The organism is Metabacillus dongyingensis, assembly GCF_019933155.2.
Classification (GTDB): domain Bacteria; phylum Bacillota; class Bacilli; order Bacillales; family Bacillaceae; genus Bacillus_P; species Bacillus_P dongyingensis.
Genome location: NZ_CP082944.1, coordinates 371,454 through 393,068, shown reverse-complemented (window position 1 = coordinate 393,068; position 21,615 = coordinate 371,454). Strand labels below are relative to the sequence as shown.

The following is a 21,615-nucleotide window of genomic DNA, read 5'->3' as shown; positions in this document are numbered from 1 at the left end:
TTGATGTATCCTTACTAATACATTGTCTTCAAATTCGGTCGTTTTCTTACTAAGATTACAATTGTTTCACGGGCAGCTGTTGACAAGGAATTTTGTTCCTTCTTGATTGTCAAATTGACTCACCATTACATGAATTTATTATATAGTATCACCTCAAATGGAATTCCGGTTAAAAAAAGGAACATTATCTAACACAAAAAATATAAAATGGAAGAAAATATAACATTTTTTGTTCAAGGATCAAGAGCAATAAATATGAATTTTAAACGCTGATTAATTAAACATTGTTCACAAAAGTTTTCAAAATGTTCACCCTTATGATCTTTGGATTTTTTATTCCCTGGCCAAACAACCAGGGGTGGGCCCATTTTAAACGATACTTAGACACAAAGAAAAGGGCCGTTCAAAATGAATGGCCTTTTTCTTTTATAGATATGAGTCATGGTCGGCGCATTATCAATCGTTCGTTTTAGAACACCCATCAAAGACCCTATGGATATTGTTTATATTTTCTGGGCGATTGTTGCCGGTATTTTATGCGGTGCAGGCTTCATTCCGCTCGCCATTATCGGTTCTATTTTAATCGGGTTAGTCTTGATCATATTTATTAATCGCATTACCGTTGGAAATCCTTATTTATTAGTCGTCCGCTACAATGAAACATCCATTGAAAACTCTCTTGAACATGTTATTTCCGGACATGCAAAAAAAACATTCCCTTAAATCAAAATCGGTTATGCCCGGTAATGATTTTGAAGTGACCTACGAAATCCGCGTCAAAGAGAATGACATGAGCTTCATTAATAATATTTCAAGCATGGAAGGCGTTAAATCGGCGATTATGTTAAGTTATGACGGCAATTTTACGGCTTAATCAAAGAGACCATTGGTGTAATAAACAAGGCGAGCGTAGTTAATCCTATGCTCGCCTTGTTTAACTATTTATTTAGCAGCTAATAAAAAGCCGCGGTTTCATATTCAAGTATACATTGATAAAAACGAGAAACTGTGTTAAATTATGATAGAAACACTTTTTTGTAGATTATAATATATAATTATCCTTATTTTAATCTTACACTAAAAATTGTCTTCAGTCAATCCCTATTTTCATTTTTTGAAGGAGTGCTTGTATGAATAATGAACTTCGGCAGGAGCAAGAACGATTGGATAACGTGGTCGAGACGATCACGGAGCAAATCGGCAAGCTGGAAGACGAAACTGGCCGGCGTCGAAAAGAAGTAGTCCATATTCAAAAACACTTTTGGGATGAAGTCAAGGTTAACACAGATACTTTTGACGATTATCTCGAAACGATCATCGGCTTAAGACAGCAGGCTCAAGCCCTGACCGTAAGCCAAAGCACCCACAGGCATGCCTCCAACCGGCAATCTGTCCTGCAGCGTATGCATAAAGCGCCTTATTTTGGACGTATCGATTTCACTGAAGAAGGAACTCAGACAGCAGAAAAAATCTATATCGGCATTTCAACGCTAACGGATACAAGCGGAGAGAACTTCCTGATTTATGACTGGCGGGCGCCGGTCTCGAGTGTCTACTACGATTATCCGCCCGGTCCGGCTGAATACACTACACCCGGAGGAGTCATTCAAGGCAAGCTTGAGATAAAGTGGCAATATATCATCCGCGCGGGCGTAGTTGAATCAATGTTCGATACCAGTCTCACCATTGGAGACGAGATTTTACAGCAGGTTCTGGGCAAAGGAACAGATAAACATATGCACAGCATAGTGGCCACCATTCAACAGGAGCAAAACCGGATCATTCGGCATGTCAGCGGCCGGCTGCTCATAGTGCAAGGCGCCGCCGGCAGCGGAAAGACATCGGCTGCCATGCAGCGGATCGCTTACTTGCTCTACAAATATCGAGATAGGCTGAAGGCCGATCAAATCATTCTATTTTCGCCTAACTCGATGTTTAACAGCTACGTATCCAATGTCCTGCCTGAACTCGGCGAAGAGAATATGCAGCAGGTTACCTTCCAAGAATACTTGTACCATCGGCTGAGCAGCGCATTTCAAGTCGAGGATCCTTATGAGCAATTGGAATATGTGCTGACTGCCACGGATGACCCGTACCGCCGGACCAGGACTGCGAGCATCCGATTCAAGGCATCGGCCCTTTTTTTCGAGACAATCAAAACATACAGTCAGTCTCTGGAATTATCCGGTATGATCTTCAAAGGAATTAAATTCAGAGGAAAACCACTAGTCTCCGCCAAACAAATCTCGGAAAGGTTTTATAGCGGCGATACCTCTCTCCGTTTTTACAACAGGATTGAGAAGTTGACAGAATGGCTAAACAAGCGAATCGATGAAATGGAAAAATCCGAGCTGACCAAGTCGTGGGTACAGGAAGAAATCGAATTGCTCAGCAAAGATGAGTATCAAAAGGCTTATAACTACTTACAGAAAAAACAAGGCTATAAGGTAGACATGCTTGACGATTACGAGAAAGAAATCCAAGTGCTAGGGAGAATGATCGTCCGCAAGAAGTTGAAGCCGCTCCGGAAATGGGTTCGAACGCTTCGTTTCGTCAACTTTACGGAAATCTACAAGCAGCTTTTTTCCAATCCAGCGCGGATCAAATTGTGGATGGCCGGGAAAACACCTGAGGAGTGGGAGGATATTTGCCTGTTGACAATGAATATGATGGACGAAGGCAAGCTGTTTTACGAAGATGCTACTCCGTTTTTACTTTTGAAAGAGCAGATTCAAGGGTTTCAGACAAACACCTCAATTAAGCACGTGCTTATAGATGAAGCACAAGATTATTCTCCGTTTCAATTTGAGTTTTTGAAACGTTTATTTCCTTCCGCAAAGATGACCGTACTCGGAGATTTTAACCAGGCTATATTCGTCCATGCCAGCGAAATGGCCGATTTTCACACCCTTACCGGCTTATACGGACCGGATGAAACAGATGCGATAATCCTGAGCCGCAGCTACAGATCCACAAAACCGATTACCGAATTTACACGCGGACTCGTGCCTGACGGAGAACGGATTACCGCTTTTGAACGTGACGGCGAGAAGCCTGTGCTGACACAATTGTCCGATCGTGCCGAACTGCACCGCCGCATCGCGTCTACAGTCGCGGACTTTCGGCATCGCAGGTATAATACGATCGCGATTATATGCAAATCCGCTGCGGAAAGCACTTATGCGTACGAGGCCTTGGGCAGTGTCGAAGAAATCAAGCTGGTGAAGAACAGCTCGGTTGAGTATGAGCAAGGCGTTGTTGTCATACCGGCGTATTTAGCCAAAGGCATCGAATTCGACGCCGTCATCATTTATGACGCATCTGCGCAAGTATACGGCGATGAGAGCCTGCGCAGATTGTTCTACACCGCCTGCACCCGGGCTTTGCATCACTTGCAGCTATACAGTGCAGGCGAACCAAGTCCCTTTTTGCAAAATGTTCCGCCGGAGAGTTTCATTCTGAGATTGACTTAAAGGACTGGCAGGGGATCTTCACTTTAATGGACCCCAAACTGATATGAATATAAAAAACAGATTTCAGGGCTTTCATGATCGTATGCGGGCAGGTGAATTCAATTGTTACTTTTGTCTACTAGTATCTTTAAAAGCTGATAAAAGAACGAAAAAAAGAAAGGCAGACATTCTGCCTTTCTTCATTTTTTATGCAGCTCAATCCATTTCTTAACCAAACGTTTCGGTGCCGCACGTAAATAGGCTTCTTGAATTAGATCGGTCAATTCATCCCAGTCTTCCCCATCCGGATTTAGAATAGATACCCAGCCGTGATGTCCTATATATGGGGTTTTGAAAAAATGCTCTTTCTGCAGCAATAACTCTTGAGTTTCCCGATCTGACTTGAACGACATGCTGAATCCTTTTTCGCTTTCACCTGATATCACGAATGATTTTCCATTAATTTTAAACGTATTGTGGCCGAAACCGTCGATTATTTCAACAGCTTCGGGCAGTGCAAGACAGATATTGCGCAAATTTTCAAGCATGCCTGCCGTGTCTTGTGATTTCATGTTTTTATTCACCTAAATTCTATTTTGCATTCGCATCGGGCTGATGAATTCCGAATGTATTGCCTTCGGTATCAATATGCCGCCATTCTCAATAATTTTAGCTTCTGTTACATCGTAATTTTCCACTCCCATCGTACAAGCAAATCCATTTAAAGGCTGGTTTGTTTCCGGCGCTGCACTACTATGCCTCTGCATCAGTGCACCATCGATTCCAGGTTCATTCTCATTGCCAGTCACTGCTCCAAAGTAAGGCATTCCTGCATACTCACTCCAATCATGAAATGACCATCCGAATACCTCTCCATAAAACTTCTTTGCCCGTTTCATGTCACTTACATGAATTTCAAAATGAACTAATCTTCCCATGAGTACCTCCCATATCCCGCAATAATTTATGATAATTTTCATAATACTTCTTTATAGAAAATCAATCTCTTACCCAAGTTCAATGATTTATCCCATTTTCTTACAGAAGTCTTGCGTTTTTTATTTATGGCTCCTGTGATTCGTAACACATAAGTGTCGTTCATATCGTCAAAAAGACAAAAACACCTGTTGTCTAAAGGGCAATCAAGTGCTTAATATTGTTGCCTTTTTTTTCACAATTTTCTCTTTCCGTAATTTCCCAATATTATTTTATCATGAAATCAACCTTTGAATCCTACATTTAATCTCAATGAAAAAAAGCAGGAACCTTTTAATGGTTTCTGCTTCATAATTTAAAACGAGCTTTGTCACACATTCCACATTCCTTGAGTGTTTGTAGCAACACTGGCGATTTGCTGGTGAGTTTATTTATCTTCCTGTTCAATAAAATTGTTTTCCGTTTCACTTTACTGCGCTACCTTAATATTCTCCTTTGATGACAAAAAACGAGCCCCGGATGGTTCCAGCGAGTTTAGACTTCTGTCTAGCAAACTTAAACTTGCCTTCTAACTCCTTTGGTATCTCCATTCCCTCAGAAAGCTTAAAACCCACTGCCCGCTTCTTCTGATCATCAACCGTATACATGACGTTGACCGCGAGACCATCCTCATAAAAGACGTAGGCAAATTTAATATTTGCCACTTGAAACCTGGACGTTTCCAATGGTTTGGCCGCAAATTCGATATCACGTTCCTCCTTTAAAATCCGGTTCACATAATCGAGCGTCTCCTGGCTTTCTCTCGCTGGTACAACCGCAAATTCGTGTTTGTATTTGTTCATAAAGTAACGGGATTCATTTGCACGTAAACCAGCAAGAGCTTCAGCTGCAGATGAAGATTCTAAACCAGCTGCTGACACGTTTTTATAATCAACTATACAGGACATTGCATTTCCTCCTTTTCTTATTTTCTGACTACAGGAATCCACATTTCACCATAAATCATGCCGTTTCGATGCTCAATCTCAACACTTGCATTTGGTCCGCCAACATAGGCAACATCCTTTGCTTCTGGAAAGACTTGACCAAAGGCAACAGCAGCAAGCTTGTTATTCAAATCATCAGCTGTCTTTCCTTCCCCTTTAACCACTACGTATTCCCCTTTAGGAAATTGGATTACTCTCGCTTCTTCTGGTGCCGGTTCCTCTGTCATGACACCAGCATAATGCATCATCTTGTTATTTACCGCTTCGTTCACAGCAAAAACGAAGTCATTGGAAGCCATGGATTTTAAAGCATCCAGTCTTCCATCTTGGCTGACAGCTTGCCAGAAATCGGACTTTTCTTTGTTTATGCCTGCATAGTCTGTGTAATCGCTCTTAAGCTCAGTTCCAAGACCGATCACGGTAAAGCCTTCTTTTTCTTCCAGCGTATAAATTGCCATTAACAATACCTCTTTTCTACATTTTTTCAATGATTTGTATTATTCTCTTTCTAGGTATATCATAGTCTTAAATCATGTCAAATAATGATACTGTTTAGGAGCTCTCATGAAAAAAGTTGAACGGATTAATATCATCATGCGGTATATCAATAACCGCGCAAGCTTTACCATTTCTGAAATTATGCGGGAGTTTAACATCTCCCGTTCGACAGCCATTAGAGATATTAGAGAAATTGAGGCCATGGGGATGCCGCTTGTGGCAGAGGTTGGAAGGGATGGGGGTTATTTTGTCATGCACAACTCCGTCCTTCCGGATGTTCGTTTTACCAACAATGAGGTCAAAGCACTGTTTATTGCCTTTATGGCCACAAGAAACCAGCAGCTTCCCTACCTGAAGAGCCGTCAGTCTTTAGCTGAAAAATTACTTGGCCTCATTTCCGAAAACCAGCAGGATGACCTTGTTCTTCTAAATCAAATCCTGCTTTTTGAAGGGACCAATCCCCATAACCCCGACCTGCTTGATCTTTCTGACCTCCCACACCCCATGTTAGAAACACTCATCCAAACCCTTCTTACAGACAGCTATCTATTCATTACCATTAAAGAAGAGAAGGAAACAATGTCATATCCAATTTATCTCCTGCACCTTTATCGTGAAAAAAGCGCATGGTTGATTGAAGGCTTTGACTTAAAAGAAGAAAAAAAGAAGATCATTCCTGTCGACCATCTCACCGATGTCAAACCCTACCCGGCAAGAAAAAGAGTCAGCAAGACAAAGATCTTAGAAAAATTAAGAAAACAGGAACAAGCACACAACCTTGTCCTTGAGCTAGGCCCAGAAGCGATCGCCCAGTTCAAAAAATATCATCCTTTAAATATTTCAATTTCCTATACAAATCCATACCAAACCACAGCTATTCTAAAGACTTTTATCAATGTGAACAAGACCGAAGAACTGATCGAAATAACCAGTTGGCTGCTTTTTCTAGGTCCAGATGTTAAGGTCATGGAGATGCCAGAAGAAGTCTTGGAAGGTTTACAAGAAAGATTACTCTTGTACCGCTCATAGGAAGTGCTTCAGGCTAAGGGTGTTGTCACAGACATCAGATCAATGTAAAAGAGGACGGCACCCCGGTTATTCATTACCGATTTGCCGTCCACGCATTTGAACAGGAGCAGGTTTCTTATTAGGAACCTATTTATTCGTTTAAAACTAACTGTGCCACACACTCCACATGTGTGGTGTGTATGTGACAACACATGTGATGCTGAATAAAATAAGTACACATGAGTTGATGTAATTCATAAATTCACTCTAACTTTTTGAGAATAACATCATTTCACTGTCCCCGTCCCATCAATATTCTTTTTCAAAGTTATCAAGCAATGCACGCACTTCATCTGTTGATTTCGTGTTCATCAATTGATTTCGTAATTCAGCAGCTCCAGGGAATCCTTTGACATAAATTTTGAAAAAGCGATGAAGACCTGTGATTGAACGCGGCACTGCTTCCGCATATTGATCTTGCAGATCAAGCTGCAGTCTTAAAAGATCAAGGTATTCTTTACTGCTATGCTCTTTTGGCTCTTTTTCAAAAGCAAAAGGATTTTTAAAAATCCCTCGACCGATCATAACGCCATCAATACCATATTGTTCAGCAAGCTGCAGCCCGGTTTGACGGTCAGGAATGTCTCCATTGATTGTTAGCAGCGTATTTGGCGCAATACGGTCACGTAATTTTTTGATTTCCGGAATTAGCTCCCAATGCGCATCTACTTGGCTCATTTCCTTTCTTGTACGTAAATGAATAGAAAGGTTCGCAATATCCTGTTTTAAAATATGCGTTAGCCACTCCTCCCACTCATTTACATCATTATTGCCAAGCCGTGTTTTCACGCTGACAGGCAGTCCGCCCGCTTTTGCTGCTTGAATAAGTTCTGCCGCAACGTCTGGACGCAGAATAAGGCCACTACCTTTCCCTCTCGATGCCACATTCGGTACAGGGCAGCCCATATTAATATCGATGCCTTTAAATCCTAGCTCTGCCATACCAATACTCATTTGACGGAAATATTCGGGATTATCCCCCCAAATATGTGCCACCATTGGCTGTTCATCTTCTGTAAACATCAAACGGCCACGCACACTTTTCATGCCCTCTGGATGACAATAGCTATCCGAGTTTGTAAACTCTGTGAAAAATACATCCGGTCGACCGGCTTCACTTACTACGTGACGAAAAACAACATCTGTCACATCTTCCATTGGTGCAAGTACAAAAAATGGCCGTGGCAAATCACGCCAAAAATTATCTATCATTTCAAACTCAATCCTCTCACTATAGATACAACTTCAAACTCTCGGTCAAAAAATATAAAGCCAAATGTTCCACTTCTTTTACACTTATATCATGCTTAATAACTTATTATCAAACACAAGTACATTTGGACATTTATAATTTGTGAAAAACTATTGTGAAAATCGGCAATGTTTATTTTAACGAAAATCGGTCCTGAATGGTATTTTTATAAACAAAAAAGCAGATGGTATAGATTTTTTCTATATCAACTGCTTTTCTATTATACCAACTCCAAACACGCGACCGCTTCACAATGCGTCGTATTAGGTATTTATGAAACCCTAGTTATTACACTGTGTGGTCATCGTGTGATCATGTGGTCAATTTGTTATCACTTTAAAATAAATATTTATTCACATTATCCTATATCAACATTTCCGGCAATCAAATAATGGTAAATCAGCAGCAAACCTATAAAAGCAGTTCCCAAGCTTAGAAAGATAGAAAGCGTCTGTATAGATACAGGCATGCTCCCAATTTGAATAATCTCCATATTGTCTCACCTCTGTATCCATTACACACAATAAAGATTAAGAATTGATAAAGACAGCAGATTTATTATTACCTGTTAAAAAAATCCGCCTAAAATGAAGGCGGATTTTCTCTTTTTTTATCCTAAAATATCTAGCCAAATCTTTATTGACGTTGCAATAATAAGTGCTGCTAAGATAAATTGAAGGATTTTTGTATTTATTTTTTTACCGAATTGAGCTCCAAGCGGAGACGCGATCAAGCTTGCTACTACCATTATTACAGCTGGCCATAATAATACTTGCCCAGTCGTAATCTTACCAACGGTCGCACCGATAGAAGAAATAAAAGTAATAGCAAGGGATGTTGCAATCGTCATTCGTGTTGGTATCTTAAGAACAACCAGCATGATCGGTACAAGAATAAACGCTCCAGCTGCACCTACGATACCTGCTGCTACACCTACAATAAATGCTAGTGCCGCTGCAAGCCATTTATTAAACTTAACTTGATCTAACGGAATGTCATCAATGCCCTTCTTAGGAATAAGCATCATCACAGCAGCTAAAGTAGCCAATACTGCGTACACAATATTGATTTGGCCCTCTGTCATACCCTGTGACCCGTATCCGCCGATAAAACTTCCTAAAAGAATGGCAGTACCCATATAGATGATTAGCGTCTTGTTCAAATAACCACCTTTACGATAAGCCCATACTCCGCCTATTGTAGCAAAGAATACTTGAACAGCACTTATACCTGAAACCTCATGAGCTGTGTATGCTGTGAAGCCTAGCATCGCTGGAATATATAGAAGCATTGGATACTTGATGATCGATCCGCCGATTCCTACCATTCCCGATATAAAAGAACCTATAAAGCCAATAAGAAAAATCGTTATAATGAATCCTATTTCCATGACTTCACCTCCCCATGACTGTTTTTAATTAGATAAATAAGTTGATCTTAGACTCATCTGCATCGGCAAGATATGAAGCTACACCTGCATAGTCTAAACCATCAATAAGTTCATCTTTCGTAATACCCATAACATCCATTGACATTGTACAAGCAACCATCTTAACATCTAGGTCTTGAGCCATTTCAATTAATTCTTTAAGTGTTACGATGTTTTTCTTTTTCATCGTATACTTCATCATCTTTCCGCCTAGACCGCCATAGTTCATTTTAGAAATACCAAGCTTCTCTGGTCCTCTTGGCATCATTTTTGCAAACATTTTATCCATGAATGTTTTCTTCACATTTACGTACTCTTCTTTTCTTAAGATGTTTAATCCCCAGAATGTAAAGAACATCGTGACTTGTTTCCCCATAGCAGCTGCACCTGTTGCGATAATAAAACTTGCCATCGCTTTATCAAGGTCACCGCTGAATACGACCATAGTTGATTTATCTTGTGTTTGTTGTTCCATTATTAAATCTCCTCCTCATAATTAGCCCCTAGATTTACATGTCATAAGGAGGCATGTGAACATACCCCCCTCATGTTTTATTAACCTTTTTGAATCCAGAACTTGAATACGCCGTCTTCTTCTTTATGGTCTAACAGTTCATGACCAGATGATTTTGACCATGCTGATAAGTCATTTACTGCACCTTTATCAGTTGCAAGTACTTCTAAGATGTCTCCGCTGGCAAGAGCATCCATTGCTTTTTTTGTTTTTACGATTGGCATTGGGCAAGATAACCCTTTTGTGTCTAAAGTTTGTTTTACGTTCATTTGAAAAACCTCCTGGTAATTTTAGTTTAAGTTTTGTTTTATTTACTCAGTGATTGCACAGCGGTTTGGACCAATTTCCATCTCGCGCTGTTCGTCAGATGTTGGATCAATTTTCCCCATGTTTGTCTGACGGATTTCTTGATATGCATTAGGCTGCGGCGGTAAGTTTTCCGTTACAGCTCTGCGGAATTCATCATCGCTTTCGATTTTTAACCCTTCGTTCATTTCAAACAGCTCGCCTAGTAGAGCTTGAACAGCACCTTTTTCATCAAGTTCGCTGATTTTACCAAAGTGAGCTGGCAATACTAATAGATCTTTTGAAAGATTGTTGTATTTGTTGTATAAAGAATCACGCAGATCGCTTACCCAGTCCTCAGCTTTACCAGCAAGGTCTGGACGTCCGATTGAATCAACAAACAGAATATCTCCAGAAAGCAAATATTGTCCGTCTACGATCATAGAAGTACTTCCGATCGTATGACCTGGAGTATAAAGCGGCTGAATTTCAATCTTTGTATTACCGATTGTAATGTCTTTGCCTTCTTCTAATGCTTCATAAGAGAACGTTACTTCTTCAGCATCTTTTGAAGGCAGCCAGTACGTTGCGTTAGTTTTTTCCGCAAGACGGCGTCCGCCCGAAATGTGGTCAGCATGAAGGTGAGTATCAATCATGTGCTTAATTTCAATATTGTTTTCTTTAGCAAAATCTTCATAAGCTTCAATTGTACGAGCAGAATCGATGATTGCTGCTTCTCCGTTTGATTCAACAAGGTAAGAAAGGCATCCTTTACCGATACGGTTGAATTGATAGATAGAGCCGCCATCCTTTAAGTCGCCGATCTTCACAGGCATCAAGTATTCGCTCCAAGCTTTCATACCGCCTTCAAGGTAATAAACATCTTTAATTCCTGCTTCATCAAGCATCTCCGCTACCATTACAGAAGAACCTTCTTTAGCACAAACAACCAACACTTCTTCTTTTGGAAGTTGTTCTAAAACGTCCTCTACACCATCAATTAGATCGAAATACGGACGGTTGATCGACTCAATACCTTTACCTTCGATTTTCCAGTCTTGAAAATCACTTTCATTACGAACATCTAGAATAAACATTTTGCCTTCAACAACACGTTTTGCTACTTCTTTAGCTGTTAATCCTTTAACCATTTTACTAAATACCTCCCCAGGTATAATTTATTCTAAAAAATTATTATTAAAAAGTTAATGTCATGTTTGCATCTTTTGCGAAATCTAAGAACATCATCGCTCCGCCAACGTCAATTCCATCGATAAAGTCTTCTTTTTTCATGTTCATAACGTCCATCGTCATTTGACATGCGATGATTTTAACGCCCATTTCTACAGCCATTTCAACCAGTTCCGGAATTGAAGGAACATTTGCTGCTTTAAATCCTTCAGCAATATTTTCTTTTCCTGCTGGAAGCGGCAAGTTTTTATAGCCTTCTTTATGAATTAAGTTCAAGCCCTCAAATGTGAAGAAAATCGTTACTTCGTAATCTGCAGATGTTGCAGCTGTTGCGATGTTGAATACCTTGTATGCGTCAAAAGCACTTCCGTTACTTGCGATAATTTGCAGTTTTGTTAGCCATTATTGGTTTCCTGCTTCAGTTGTTCCAATCCATTCTGACATTCCAGGCAATACATTTTTTACACGCTCAAAACCTTTTTCAGATAAGATTTGTGCAGCCATATCACTTCTTGAGCCAGTACGGCAAATCACATGGATTACTTTGTTTTTATCAAGTGTGTCTAATTTGCTTTCAAGTTCTCCCAAAGGAATAGATACTGCCCCAGGTATATGTTTGAACTCATATTCTGCGGGTTCTCTCACATCAAGCAGAATCATATCGTCTTTATTCTCAGCCAAAGCTTTTTCTAATTCATCGTTTTGAATCGTATGCTCAAACTTTGCTGCTTCTTTTCCTTCACCAGGGTTTGCTTTTCTTAAATAGTGTTTAAGAACATCTCCCTCTTCCTTTGTACCTAGATATTGGTTTCCTGTGTTTCTAGCCCATCCTTGAATATCAGCCAATGAACCTTTATCTGTTGCCTGAACTTCAATGACTTGACCCGCTTCAAGCTGATCCATTGCTTTTTTCGTGCGTACAATCGGCATTGGACAAGAAAGTCCTTTACAGTCTAAAACTTGATCTACTTTAATACTCATTTGTTAAAACCTCCGTATTGTCTTTATTTAATTTCACCATTCCAGTTATGCATGCCACCGGTCATGTTAATGACCTTGAAGTTGTTGGCAGCTAAAACGCTGCACGCTTTTTCACTACGTTTACCAGAGCGGCAAACCATGATATATTCTGTTGATTGATCTAATTCATTCATATGGTAAGGAACTTCCCCTAGCGGGATATGTTTCGCAGTAGGTGTCATACCTTGAGCTACTTCATCGTTTTCACGAACATCAATTAGGTTTAATTGAATTCCGTCTTTAATTAAACGTTCAACTTCTTGTGGTTCAATAGTTTTAAAAGACACAGTTTATTACCCCCTCTCTTACAAAACTCATGATACGAAATACTTATACCCGTATAGGTATATTAAAATCTAAAAAAATTTAGCACACTGCAATTTTACTTCTTACTCTAAGTTCCTTCATAAAAAATATTTATTTAAATCTATAATGGCATCTTTCATATGGTTCTATGAATGACTTGCTTAAGTGCCCCCATCCAGGGCAACACCCAGCCAAAACCAGCAATGAAAATTCTCACATTATATGGAGCAACAGATTTTTCTTGAATGTACTTGATCGCTTTTTCCGTAATATCCAAAACTGTCACCTCCACCCCCGTTATACCCATAGGGGTATATTAAATGATAAAAGAAAATCTGTCAACAGACGATGCTTATGACAGATATTAGCGGCTTTTTACAAGAAGCTGAACGGCTTCTTTTACAAGATCGGAGTTCATTTTTTCTCCGTTTTCCATTTGATCACGCAAGCATTGTTCAAGGTTCGTGCCGACAATTAATCCAATCGTACGATCAATAGCGGTTCGTGAGGCAGAAAGCTGGGTGATAACGGCTTTACAGTCTTGATCCTCTTCTAACATGCGCAAGACACCACGAATTTGGCCTTCAATTCTTCTTAAACGATTTTTCATTTCTTGTGTATATTCCAAACCAGCACCTCCTTGCAATAATACCTATATGGGTATATTACTTAACCTTGTCCATTATGTCAAATTTATTTATATAACCAAATACTTCATGATCTATTACTAATTTATCTTTTTATCATTTGAAATAGTTTCTACATCTACATCGGATTGATTCCTGAATTTAAAACTTAGATTTTTAAGCTATATAATTTAAAAGTTAAGGCAGATGCCCCTCAGAATTTTAGGATAAGGTAAAGAGTAACATATCGTTCATATTGCTCCATAATCATTTTATAAAAGTTAAATACAAGCTCATAAATCAGTAATTTACATATGGTATTGATAACTACTGTTTTAGGAGTGAATTATGTGTACTACTTTAATAATTTTCCGTATATGAATCACTGCCTTAATTATTATAACTATGATATGGATTTCACTCATTTATCAAATAGAAATTTACTTAACAAATATCCAACAAAGTTTACATCTAATAATATTGCATTGAATAGTTTTAATAGGATCAGAACTAGCTTTTCAAAAGAGGAAGCAGCAGCAATAGCTTTACTTTTAGGTATTGACTTTACTAAAAGTAAGTTTGATTTAGATGAGTTTTGGATGGGAGTAAATACTGAACTTGAACACGGTAAACTATCCAGCCAAACTAATGTTACTGGGGATGACCCTCTAATTACCGGAAAAATTGCATTGGCTCATCTTAACGAATTTCCTGATTATTATAAAAGGTTAAAAGTTCTTGAGAAGGAAGCAAAAGCATATTGGAACAAATGATTACCCCATTAGAAATGTGTATCGTGCATTATTAATGACATCAATACAATAGGGGTTGAATGTGAAGAATTACAATTAAACAAACGGGTAGCTTTACTTCAATAAGAGGTAAAGCGTTTTTCTTATTCAACTATAGTGGCAGTTAGTTGAAGATTAGTATTTAACTTGTGTTCAACAATTGTGACATATTATGGAATAGGTAATGAGTAATCAATTGGAAATATCATAAGAATAATTATAGATAACCTTCAAAGGAAGGTTATCCATATGAATTCCATCGAAAACACAAAGGGTATATTTTTTGCAAAAATGACCTAATTTCGGGATAAGCCTCTTTCGAATGCATTCAAATGATTCATTGATGCATTTCTTAACTGTGTAAATACAGTTCTTACATCCGTTGGAAGATTTAAAGAAAGAAATTTATTATACATACTTATATTCTCTTTCTCACCTTGTACTCCAGAAGCAAAAGCGTTTTTTATTGTTTCTGGGGTAGTAACAAACATTCTTGAAATGTCTTCAGGCTTAAGTACTTGATATCGTTCAAAAAGAGGAAGTAAAGCACTAATATGCCTTAATTCAGCTTCTTGGATTTGGGCAAATGTACGTATATATCCAAAGTTTAAAAGAATATTATTATATCTAGCTTGAGCAAGAAATTCGTCTTGTAAAGCATAGTTTAACATCTGAGGTAAAGTTAATGTTGGGGCATTTAAAGCACCTTTGGCTCCATAGTCATTAGCATTTTGTCTTACCAATGATTTATGATAAGGGGCTTGATTATGGAAGAAAAAATTTTTTACATACATTGATTGTATTTCCACCTCCTAAATTCTTTTCCTTTCCTGCTGCTGAACAGATGTTATGGTTGTGGAGCTCTAAACTCCAAATTATTCTCTTAATAGTGTATAAAAAAGGAATCAAAATGTACCTTGGATACACAAAGATGTCATTCAGAAGTAAAAACACAATGGATGTAAGAACTTTAAAATAGGTTAAAATCGATAAAGAAGATGTTTCTTTAATTTAAAGATACATTCGGTCAAGTACACTCCTCTCCTACAGTACATAGGATAATTTGTAAATAATAATTAATTAATGTGAAGGGATTGAGGAAAATGTACTGTGCAGCCTATATGTATCCATATCCTTATTATGTGAATGTACCAATGCATACTTACAGGAACCCTACAGATTATTGGGCTGATCCTAATAAGACATTTGGTTCGTATCGGTCATCTTATGGTCATAATAGGATTATGGTAAAAGATTATGGAGCAAACCCATTTGTTATAAATATCAATGAAGCCACCAAGCAAAACAATACGTATCGTACAGCAATATGGACCGGTAATCATTTGCAAGTTACACTAATGAGTCTCAATATTGGTGAAGATATTGGTTTGGAAATGCATCCTAACGTTGATCAATTCTTAAGAGTTGAACAAGGTCAGGGAATTGTACAAATGGGCAAAGGTAGAGATAATTTAAGTTTTCAAAGGAGAATTTTTGATGACTCTGCCATTATTATCCCGGCTGGAATGTGGCACAATGTCACAAATACAGGAAATGTCCCTTTAAAACTATACTCGATATATGCCCCACCAAACCATCCATTTGGTACTGTTCATAGGACTAAAGCAGATGCAATGGCTGCAGAAGAAGGCTATAGTAAAGGAAATACAGTAGTTTTTGGAAGGACTCCAGATGAATGGATAAGATATACGGAATTTTTGGTAAAAGAAGGCTTGGAAGACGTTAAAAGAGGAATTAATATGACACACATTCTTCAAGAATTTATTCTAATGGGAGTTCTTGTTGGAAAAGGATATTTTCCTGAAAAAGCATATGAAACAGTAGAAGAATGGGAACGTACAGGAGAATCCAAACTTCTACAGCAAAGCAAAAAAATGTAGAGCATTCAGATTTCACCAATCGGTTGCTATTCTTTTATAATAATTTTTTGTAACTGGAGCAACACATTTAAGGGATGTATTCAACAATCGTGGGCTTTTGTTGAAGAGTTAAATAACAATAAGCCAATCAAATCAAATTCAAAAAACTCGTCAAATTTGACGAGTTTTTCTGTGTTGTAATGCTAAATAGACTCCTGTTTTAAGTTTTGCACTCCAAAACGGAATCTGTTATTTGAGGCTGTTGTATTAATCGGACAGACACCTCCACCAGCTGCTTACTTCGGTTTTCGGAGCTACCTTGGGTTTGTTGAAAATAAAGCTGGAAAGGACTGTAACGGCAGGAGATGCCGAAAAATGTTTTATCACGCTATTTTTGCAAGCCTCGGTGATCAATTAAATAATTTCAATATCTGGACTGAAAATACTCAAGGAGGAACAGCCGGCAATCCTTTTAACAGTTCTATAATTATTATCAGCACGGCTGACCAGAGTGTAAATAAACAAATGCGCGATGCGTTGGCGGGAGCAGGCTTTGATCCGGATATCATGAATGATGACAATATTCCTATAGGTTTGGTTAACATGGGGCTTGAAAAGGGAAAGGATACCTTTTCCTTTATCATGAGAGCTGCAATATGGGCAGAAAAATTTATTGGTGATCAATTTCTTAAACATTCATGCTCAAAGCCAGGCTCATCTTGCAAATAATAAAAATCAACCAGAAGACCGATTGAGTTTGCACTGGGGGGATTGTCCAATCCCATATCGAGCGTAAATTCGTACATAAAAGGATTAGATTAGTCATGCCTAGGTCCATTTTTTAAAATTGGGTATTGCTAGGTCTAGTTTCGTATGCCAAAAATGTGCTATTGCCGTTTATTATTTTCAGGATAGTATTTAACAAAAAGAGTCAAATTGAACTGTTATTTTTCAGTCTTTTTTCATATCGAGAAACATATACTCAGTAAGAATGACTTTAGAATAGGAGGATCTAAATGACAAACAACAACCTGTTAAGCTTTTATGATCCCTATGTTTATCAGACATTAACAACCATTGTTGGTAAAATGGTTACTGTTCAAACCATAAGAGGTAGCGTTCGTGGCTCCTTGAAAAATGTATTGCCAGATCACATTGTTGTCGAATCTAACGGAACTCCCTTTTTTATTCGTACCCAGCAAATTATTTGGGTTTTTCCTGGTTAACAAAAAGGAAGTGGAGGGGAAATAATGTTTAAAAGAATAAATAAATTGGCAATTGAACTTCCTATACCCGCACACGGCGATATGAATGCTGCAGCAGCAGTACAAGAGCTCTTGGGTGGCAAGTTTGGGGAGATGTCTACCTTAAATAACTATATGTTTCAGTCTTTTAACTTCAGAAATAAAAAAAAGCTAAAACCATTCTATGAGTTAGTGGCAAGCATTACGGCAGAAGAATTTGGTCATGTAGAACTTGTTTCTAATACGATTAATTTGTTATCGGTAGGTAATACTTTTCCAGGGAATCCGGATATCACTCCACTTCAAAATGGGAAGGATGCGAGAAACACCCACCATTTTATTTCTACAGCTCAAACGGCTATACCAGGTGATTCAATGGGAAGACCTTGGACTGGTGATAATGTTTTTAATAGCGGAAATCTGGTTTTAGATTTAACACATAACTTTTTTCTAGAGATTGGTGCACGTACACATAAAATGAGAGTTTATGAGATGACTGATAACCCAGTTGCTAGAACCATGATTGGGTATTTACTTGTTCGTGGAGGAACACATATTCTCGCCTATGCGAAAGCAATCGAAATTGCTACAGGGGTAGACTTGACGAAAATGCTTCCAGTTCCAAATCTTGATAACTCAAAATTTGATTATGCCAGACCGTTCATAGAAAAAGGCTTAAGCAATGTGCTATTCACATGGAGCGAAACAGAATACAGGGATATCGGAATGATTTGGAAAGGAACAAATCCGGAAAATGGGCAACCGCTTGAAGTGAAAATTGGTACTCCTGAAGGCGGACCAATTCCAGACTTAGAGGAATTACCTGAAGAATTTGCTCCTGGTATTACTAGGGATGATTATGAATTAATCAAAAAACGTCTAATGGATAATTTATAATGGTTTTTTTTAGGAAAAATATTAATAAAATTTTGATTTGTTCAGCGAACGGCAACAGCCACTGTTCGGTATTTTCATTCATACTTCAACAATCCAAGTTGACACTTAAATAGAATCAGTTTGAAGTCGTCGAAAATTTTCCTTGTTTTTTTATTGTTCTTAGAAACTTAAGGAATTTCTCTTGTACATGCGGATGATTAATTAACCTCTTAACAACTTAAACTCCTAATTTGTGTTTGTTAATTAATGATTAAACTCTTATTTTAACTTTTGCTGAAACTCCCTTGTGATTTAAGTCACTAAAATATCGAGAGTTTGTGAACATTTTTGTGAAATAGTAAGCAAATGAATTCAGCACATGAAGCACAGGTGAAGCACGTGCATCTCATGGCCCTATCTCAACAAAAACAGAAAAAAGCAAGAGAACCGTTATCTTGCCTCTTTCGGTTTTTATGATAGACACTCATGCCGCGTTGCGGCATTGGAGAAGATCGCTTTTCCGGTTTGTTGCAGCTGATCATACTCTGGCTTCCCTAAGTTTTTTATTATTCGTAATCTCAAATCTTATATACCCCTTAAAACCTAGATATAAAGCCATTTTAGGACACACTAGAAAACTATAGAAAATTTCACTTTCCACGCTGGCAGCGAAGAGGTCAGTTATATTAGTCTCCGTAGTTCATGACAATAAATAGGAGCCTCCCCACTCAGGAAAGGCCCCCTACTCACTGTTACATCTTTATTTTTCTTTACTTACAAGTAGTGAACAGCACTCCACATGAGTAGTATGGGGAAACATATCAACAGGCTGAACTTCCACCGTAGCGTATCCGCCATCCTCCAACACACGCAAATCTCTTGCTAGCGTCGCTGGATTACAGCTCACATATACAACTTTCTTTGGCTTCATATCCAAAATCGTCTGCAGCAAGGCTTCGTCGCATCCTTTTCGAGGCGGATCGACTACAATAACATCTGCTGTATTCCCTTCTTCATACCACTTTGGAATGACTACTTCAGCTTCACCTACTGCAAACTCAGCATTTTCAATTCCGTTCAATGCTGCATTGCGTTTGGCATCTTCAATTGCCTCAGGAACAATTTCCACACCGAAAACTTTCTTAGCCTTCTGTGCTAAGAACAATGAAATCGTTCCGATACCACAATATGCATCGATAACTGATTCCTCACCACTTAAATCTGCATACTCCAGCGCTTTATCATAAAGAACCCTAGTCTGCTCAGGATTCACCTGATAGAAAGATCTTGCCGATATCGCAAACTTGATGTCCCCGATGTAATCGTAAATATATTCTTCGCCCCAGAGCACGGTTGTTTGATCGCCGAAGATGACGTTGGTGCGTTTTGGGTTGATGTTTTGGACAATGGACTTGACGGCCGGGAATTGGGATGTGATGTCGTCGATGATGGCTTTTTTGTTTGGGAAATCGGGTGTTCTTGTAATGAATACGACCATCATTTCTTTTGTAACGATGCCGTAGCGGACCATGATGTGGCGGAGCCAGCCTTTGTTTTTCTTTTCGTCGTAGGCGCGGATGCCGTGACGGGTGGCGATGGCTTTGATGGCTGCGACGACTTCATCGTTTTCGCTTTGCTGGATGAGGCATTGCTCCATGTCGATGATTTCGTGAGAGCGCTGCTGGTAGAAGCCGGCTATTAGTCCGCCTTCGCGTTCTCCGACTGGAACTTGGGCCTTATTACGGTAGTTCCACGGATTTTCCATGCCTAATGTCGGGTGAACGGTAACGTTGTCCAGGTTGAGCTTGCCGATTCTTGTGAGCACTTCTTTAACTTGCTTTTGTTTGAAGTCAAGCTGGCCCTGGTAGCTTAGGTGCTGAAGCTGGCAGCCGCCGCATTGTTTATAGATCGGGCACGGGGCATCGGTGCGTTCTGAGCTTTCATTGTGCAGCTCGACAAGGCGTCCGAAGGCATAGCCTTTATTTATTTTCGTGACTTTGATTTGGCCTTTTTCGTTTGGAAGGGCGTTAGGAACGAAAATTGGGTAGCCTTCGATCTTGGCAACGCCTGATCCGTCGTGTGTCAGGTCTTCAAAGGTCACGTCGTAATATTCATTTTTTTGTACAGGCGCTATTGCCTTTGTCATGATTATCTTCCTTTTCAGTTTGCTGATTGTCTCATTTTATCACAGTCCAGACATAAGAAAAACTTGGCGCAGGGCCAAGTTTTTATTCGTCCATAGACTGGGCTTTTGAAAGCGGCATGAGGACGTCAATGTGACGGTACAGGTTGACGAATTCTCCCGGGAGGTCTCCGCCGTATTCACCGTCTAGGTTTAATTGCATTTTTTGAGCGGATGTTACTTTCACTCGGTTTGCGGTTGTATAGATGATGTTGCCATCACTTATATGCTCACCGCGCAGGGCGAGACTTGCGACTCTGATGAACTCGGCAAGGTTTGTTTTTTTCAAGATAAGAAGGTCGAACATGCCGTCATTCAGTTTGGAGTCTGGCGCAAGTTTTTCAAAGCCGCCGACAGAGTTTGTGAGCGATACGAGGAAGAGCATGATTTCGCCTTTGAACAGCTTTCCATCGTATTCGATTTCTACTTCAGCCGGACGGATGGAAGGCAGCATTTCCATGCCTTTTAAATAATAAGCGAGCTGACCCAATACCGTTTTCAGCTTGCTTGGCACTTCATATGTGAGTTCAGTCAGACGTCCGCCGCCTGCGATGTTGACGAAGTAGTGGCCGTTGACCCGTCCGATGTCGATCGCTCTTGCTTCGCCTGCAAGCAGGGCGTCTACCGCTGTTAAGATATTATCCCGCGGGATGCTGATGGCGCGGGCAAAGTCGTTTGTCGTCCCGACAGGTATCACGCCAAGCTGCGGTCTAACATCCAGCTCTGCAAGTCCATTTACTACTTCGTTTACGGTGCCGTCTCCGCCTGCTGCAATGACAAGGTCAAAGCCGCGTTCGCCTGCGACTCTTGCTGCCTGGATGGCATCGCCTTCGCAGGTTGTCGCGTGGCATGATGTTTCATAACCGGCTATTTCAAATTTCTGAAGAACTTCAGGTAATTGTTTTTTAAAGGCTTCGCGCCCTGATGTTGGATTATAGATTATTCTTGCTCTTTTCATTTTCCCCATCATCCTAAGTTAGAATGTATTTCCATGATTTGTTGTATCTAACAAGCCATCAATTATACTACACCTTTTTTGTTAGATACGCAATCCATAGAACTAGTATAGCCAAAGCCGG

At 39.4% G+C, this 21,615-nt stretch carries 25 protein-coding genes and 1 pseudogene; 8 read left to right on the top strand and 18 right to left on the bottom strand.

Annotation, left to right across the window (positions count from 1 at the left end):
• The first annotated feature begins 441 nt into the window (after window positions 1-441).
• Together K8L98_RS02080 and helD are read left to right on the top strand one after the other, a co-directional pair.
• The gene (locus K8L98_RS02080) at window positions 442-723 is read left to right on the top strand and encodes a DUF4956 domain-containing protein (protein WP_223439167.1); all 282 of its coding nucleotides are present in this window, start codon (window positions 442-444) and stop codon (window positions 721-723) included.
• Between the two features lie 407 nt (window positions 724-1,130).
• Window positions 1,131-3,473 (top strand): RNA polymerase recycling motor HelD, encoded by a 2,343-nt coding sequence (helD, locus tag K8L98_RS02075; RefSeq protein WP_223439164.1) that lies wholly within the window; start codon window positions 1,131-1,133, stop codon window positions 3,471-3,473.
• Between the two features lie 179 nt (window positions 3,474-3,652).
• Here the strand turns inward: helD and K8L98_RS02070 are convergent, their stop codons facing one another.
• The 4 genes and pseudogenes from K8L98_RS02070 to K8L98_RS02055 form a co-directional block, all read right to left on the bottom strand.
• Window positions 3,653-4,024 carry an MmcQ/YjbR family DNA-binding protein gene (locus tag K8L98_RS02070; protein WP_223439156.1) on the bottom strand — a complete coding sequence of 124 codons (372 nt, stop codon included), beginning with the start codon at window positions 4,022-4,024 and terminating at the stop codon, window positions 3,653-3,655.
• A 19-nt stretch (window positions 4,025-4,043) separates the two neighbouring features.
• Window positions 4,044-4,390: pseudogene (locus tag K8L98_RS02065) on the bottom strand (VOC family protein).
• Between the two features lie 480 nt (window positions 4,391-4,870).
• Window positions 4,871-5,335: a phage tail protein gene (locus K8L98_RS02060; RefSeq protein ID WP_223439148.1), complete on the bottom strand. Its 465-nt coding sequence runs from the start codon at window positions 5,333-5,335 to the stop codon at window positions 4,871-4,873.
• Window positions 5,336-5,352: 17 nt separating this feature from the next.
• Window positions 5,353-5,832 (bottom strand): GyrI-like domain-containing protein, encoded by a 480-nt coding sequence (locus tag K8L98_RS02055; RefSeq protein ID WP_223439145.1) that lies wholly within the window; start codon window positions 5,830-5,832, stop codon window positions 5,353-5,355.
• Between the two features lie 106 nt (window positions 5,833-5,938).
• On the opposite strand from K8L98_RS02055, the gene K8L98_RS02050 reads away from it, so the two are divergent.
• Window positions 5,939-6,901 carry a helix-turn-helix transcriptional regulator gene (locus K8L98_RS02050; protein WP_223439137.1) on the top strand — a complete coding sequence of 321 codons (963 nt, stop codon included), beginning with the start codon at window positions 5,939-5,941 and terminating at the stop codon, window positions 6,899-6,901.
• A 288-nt stretch (window positions 6,902-7,189) separates the two neighbouring features.
• Here the strand turns inward: K8L98_RS02050 and K8L98_RS02045 are convergent, their stop codons facing one another.
• The 11 genes from K8L98_RS02045 to K8L98_RS02000 form a co-directional block, all read right to left on the bottom strand.
• Entirely contained in the window at window positions 7,190-8,152 is a 963-nt protein-coding gene (locus K8L98_RS02045) for a tRNA dihydrouridine synthase (protein WP_223439135.1), read from the bottom strand.
• 398 nt (window positions 8,153-8,550) lie between these two features.
• Window positions 8,551-8,685, bottom strand: coding sequence for a hypothetical protein (locus tag K8L98_RS26505; protein ID WP_275976730.1), 135 nt, complete (start codon window positions 8,683-8,685; stop codon window positions 8,551-8,553).
• 117 nt (window positions 8,686-8,802) lie between these two features.
• Window positions 8,803-9,582, bottom strand: a complete 780-nt coding sequence (locus K8L98_RS02040) for a sulfite exporter TauE/SafE family protein (RefSeq protein WP_223439133.1) — start codon at window positions 9,580-9,582, stop codon at window positions 8,803-8,805.
• A 28-nt stretch (window positions 9,583-9,610) separates the two neighbouring features.
• Window positions 9,611-10,096: a DsrE/DsrF/DrsH-like family protein gene (locus K8L98_RS02035; RefSeq protein ID WP_077363618.1), complete on the bottom strand. Its 486-nt coding sequence runs from the start codon at window positions 10,094-10,096 to the stop codon at window positions 9,611-9,613.
• A gap of 80 nt (window positions 10,097-10,176) precedes the next feature.
• Window positions 10,177-10,404: a sulfurtransferase TusA family protein gene (locus K8L98_RS02030; protein ID WP_223439130.1), complete on the bottom strand. Its 228-nt coding sequence runs from the start codon at window positions 10,402-10,404 to the stop codon at window positions 10,177-10,179.
• A gap of 42 nt (window positions 10,405-10,446) precedes the next feature.
• A complete protein-coding gene (locus K8L98_RS02025) occupies window positions 10,447-11,571 on the bottom strand; it encodes an MBL fold metallo-hydrolase (protein WP_223439128.1) in 1,125 nt (374 codons plus the stop codon).
• A 46-nt stretch (window positions 11,572-11,617) separates the two neighbouring features.
• Window positions 11,618-12,001 (bottom strand): DsrE/DsrF/DrsH-like family protein, encoded by a 384-nt coding sequence (locus K8L98_RS02020; protein ID WP_223443078.1) that lies wholly within the window; start codon window positions 11,999-12,001, stop codon window positions 11,618-11,620.
• A 12-nt stretch (window positions 12,002-12,013) separates the two neighbouring features.
• Window positions 12,014-12,592 carry a sulfurtransferase TusA family protein gene (locus K8L98_RS02015; protein ID WP_223439126.1) on the bottom strand — a complete coding sequence of 193 codons (579 nt, stop codon included), beginning with the start codon at window positions 12,590-12,592 and terminating at the stop codon, window positions 12,014-12,016.
• Between the two features lie 23 nt (window positions 12,593-12,615).
• Window positions 12,616-12,918 (bottom strand): rhodanese-like domain-containing protein, encoded by a 303-nt coding sequence (locus K8L98_RS02010; protein WP_223439124.1) that lies wholly within the window; start codon window positions 12,916-12,918, stop codon window positions 12,616-12,618.
• A gap of 155 nt (window positions 12,919-13,073) precedes the next feature.
• Window positions 13,074-13,214, bottom strand: coding sequence for a hypothetical protein (locus K8L98_RS02005; RefSeq protein ID WP_223439121.1), 141 nt, complete (start codon window positions 13,212-13,214; stop codon window positions 13,074-13,076).
• Between the two features lie 87 nt (window positions 13,215-13,301).
• Window positions 13,302-13,565, bottom strand: a complete 264-nt coding sequence (locus K8L98_RS02000; RefSeq protein WP_223439119.1) for a metal-sensitive transcriptional regulator — start codon at window positions 13,563-13,565, stop codon at window positions 13,302-13,304.
• Window positions 13,566-13,913: 348 nt separating this feature from the next.
• Here K8L98_RS02000 and K8L98_RS01995 point away from each other — a divergent pair, with 348 nt between their 5' ends.
• Entirely contained in the window at window positions 13,914-14,336 is a 423-nt protein-coding gene (locus K8L98_RS01995) for a DUF5661 family protein (RefSeq protein WP_223439117.1), read from the top strand.
• Window positions 14,337-14,650: 314 nt separating this feature from the next.
• Here the strand turns inward: K8L98_RS01995 and K8L98_RS01990 are convergent, their stop codons facing one another.
• Window positions 14,651-15,148 carry a ferritin family protein gene (locus tag K8L98_RS01990; protein WP_420828816.1) on the bottom strand — a complete coding sequence of 166 codons (498 nt, stop codon included), beginning with the start codon at window positions 15,146-15,148 and terminating at the stop codon, window positions 14,651-14,653.
• 309 nt (window positions 15,149-15,457) lie between these two features.
• On the opposite strand from K8L98_RS01990, the gene K8L98_RS01985 reads away from it, so the two are divergent.
• The 4 genes from K8L98_RS01985 to K8L98_RS01970 all read left to right on the top strand — a co-directional run bounded on the left by K8L98_RS01985 (window position 15,458) and on the right by K8L98_RS01970 (window position 18,375).
• Window positions 15,458-16,255 carry a cupin domain-containing protein gene (locus tag K8L98_RS01985; RefSeq protein ID WP_223439115.1) on the top strand — a complete coding sequence of 266 codons (798 nt, stop codon included), beginning with the start codon at window positions 15,458-15,460 and terminating at the stop codon, window positions 16,253-16,255.
• 354 nt (window positions 16,256-16,609) lie between these two features.
• Window positions 16,610-16,963, top strand: a complete 354-nt coding sequence (locus tag K8L98_RS01980) for a hypothetical protein (protein WP_223439112.1) — start codon at window positions 16,610-16,612, stop codon at window positions 16,961-16,963.
• A 287-nt stretch (window positions 16,964-17,250) separates the two neighbouring features.
• Window positions 17,251-17,460, top strand: a complete 210-nt coding sequence (locus K8L98_RS01975) for a YuzF family protein (protein ID WP_144927813.1) — start codon at window positions 17,251-17,253, stop codon at window positions 17,458-17,460.
• 24 nt (window positions 17,461-17,484) lie between these two features.
• Entirely contained in the window at window positions 17,485-18,375 is an 891-nt protein-coding gene (locus tag K8L98_RS01970; RefSeq protein WP_223439110.1) for a manganese catalase family protein, read from the top strand.
• Between the two features lie 739 nt (window positions 18,376-19,114).
• On the opposite strand, the gene rlmD is transcribed toward K8L98_RS01970, so the two are convergent.
• Both rlmD and K8L98_RS01960 read right to left on the bottom strand, forming a co-directional pair.
• Window positions 19,115-20,500 (bottom strand): 23S rRNA (uracil(1939)-C(5))-methyltransferase RlmD, encoded by a 1,386-nt coding sequence (gene rlmD / locus K8L98_RS01965; protein ID WP_223439109.1) that lies wholly within the window; start codon window positions 20,498-20,500, stop codon window positions 19,115-19,117.
• Between the two features lie 82 nt (window positions 20,501-20,582).
• Entirely contained in the window at window positions 20,583-21,494 is a 912-nt protein-coding gene (locus K8L98_RS01960) for a diacylglycerol kinase (protein ID WP_223439106.1), read from the bottom strand.
• Window positions 21,495-21,615 lie beyond the last annotated feature (121 nt).

Coding starts and splice junctions, on each gene's coding strand:
- rlmD (WP_223439109.1), bottom strand. CDS start 20,500: ATGACAAAGGCAATAGCGCCTGTACAAAAAAATGAATATTACGACGTG.
- K8L98_RS02040 (WP_223439133.1), bottom strand. CDS start 9,582: ATGGAAATAGGATTCATTATAACGATTTTTCTTATTGGCTTTATAGGT.
- K8L98_RS26505 (WP_275976730.1), bottom strand. CDS start 8,685: ATGGAGATTATTCAAATTGGGAGCATGCCTGTATCTATACAGACGCTT.
- K8L98_RS02030 (WP_223439130.1), bottom strand. CDS start 10,404: ATGAACGTAAAACAAACTTTAGACACAAAAGGGTTATCTTGCCCAATG.
- K8L98_RS02045 (WP_223439135.1), bottom strand. CDS start 8,152: ATGATAGATAATTTTTGGCGTGATTTGCCACGGCCATTTTTTGTACTT.
- K8L98_RS01985 (WP_223439115.1), top strand. CDS start 15,458: ATGTACTGTGCAGCCTATATGTATCCATATCCTTATTATGTGAATGTA.
- K8L98_RS01960 (WP_223439106.1), bottom strand. CDS start 21,494: ATGAAAAGAGCAAGAATAATCTATAATCCAACATCAGGGCGCGAAGCC.
- K8L98_RS01990 (WP_420828816.1), bottom strand. CDS start 15,148: ATGTATGTAAAAAATTTTTTCTTCCATAATCAAGCCCCTTATCATAAA.
- K8L98_RS01980 (WP_223439112.1), top strand. CDS start 16,610: ATGTTTTATCACGCTATTTTTGCAAGCCTCGGTGATCAATTAAATAAT.
- K8L98_RS02070 (WP_223439156.1), bottom strand. CDS start 4,024: ATGAAATCACAAGACACGGCAGGCATGCTTGAAAATTTGCGCAATATC.
- K8L98_RS02080 (WP_223439167.1), top strand. CDS start 442: ATGGTCGGCGCATTATCAATCGTTCGTTTTAGAACACCCATCAAAGAC.
- K8L98_RS02025 (WP_223439128.1), bottom strand. CDS start 11,571: ATGGTTAAAGGATTAACAGCTAAAGAAGTAGCAAAACGTGTTGTTGAA.
- K8L98_RS02055 (WP_223439145.1), bottom strand. CDS start 5,832: ATGGCAATTTATACGCTGGAAGAAAAAGAAGGCTTTACCGTGATCGGT.
- K8L98_RS01975 (WP_144927813.1), top strand. CDS start 17,251: ATGACAAACAACAACCTGTTAAGCTTTTATGATCCCTATGTTTATCAG.
- K8L98_RS02050 (WP_223439137.1), top strand. CDS start 5,939: ATGAAAAAAGTTGAACGGATTAATATCATCATGCGGTATATCAATAAC.
- helD (WP_223439164.1), top strand. CDS start 1,131: ATGAATAATGAACTTCGGCAGGAGCAAGAACGATTGGATAACGTGGTC.
- K8L98_RS02015 (WP_223439126.1), bottom strand. CDS start 12,592: ATGAGTATTAAAGTAGATCAAGTTTTAGACTGTAAAGGACTTTCTTGT.
- K8L98_RS02060 (WP_223439148.1), bottom strand. CDS start 5,335: ATGTCCTGTATAGTTGATTATAAAAACGTGTCAGCAGCTGGTTTAGAA.
- K8L98_RS01970 (WP_223439110.1), top strand. CDS start 17,485: ATGTTTAAAAGAATAAATAAATTGGCAATTGAACTTCCTATACCCGCA.
- K8L98_RS02035 (WP_077363618.1), bottom strand. CDS start 10,096: ATGGAACAACAAACACAAGATAAATCAACTATGGTCGTATTCAGCGGT.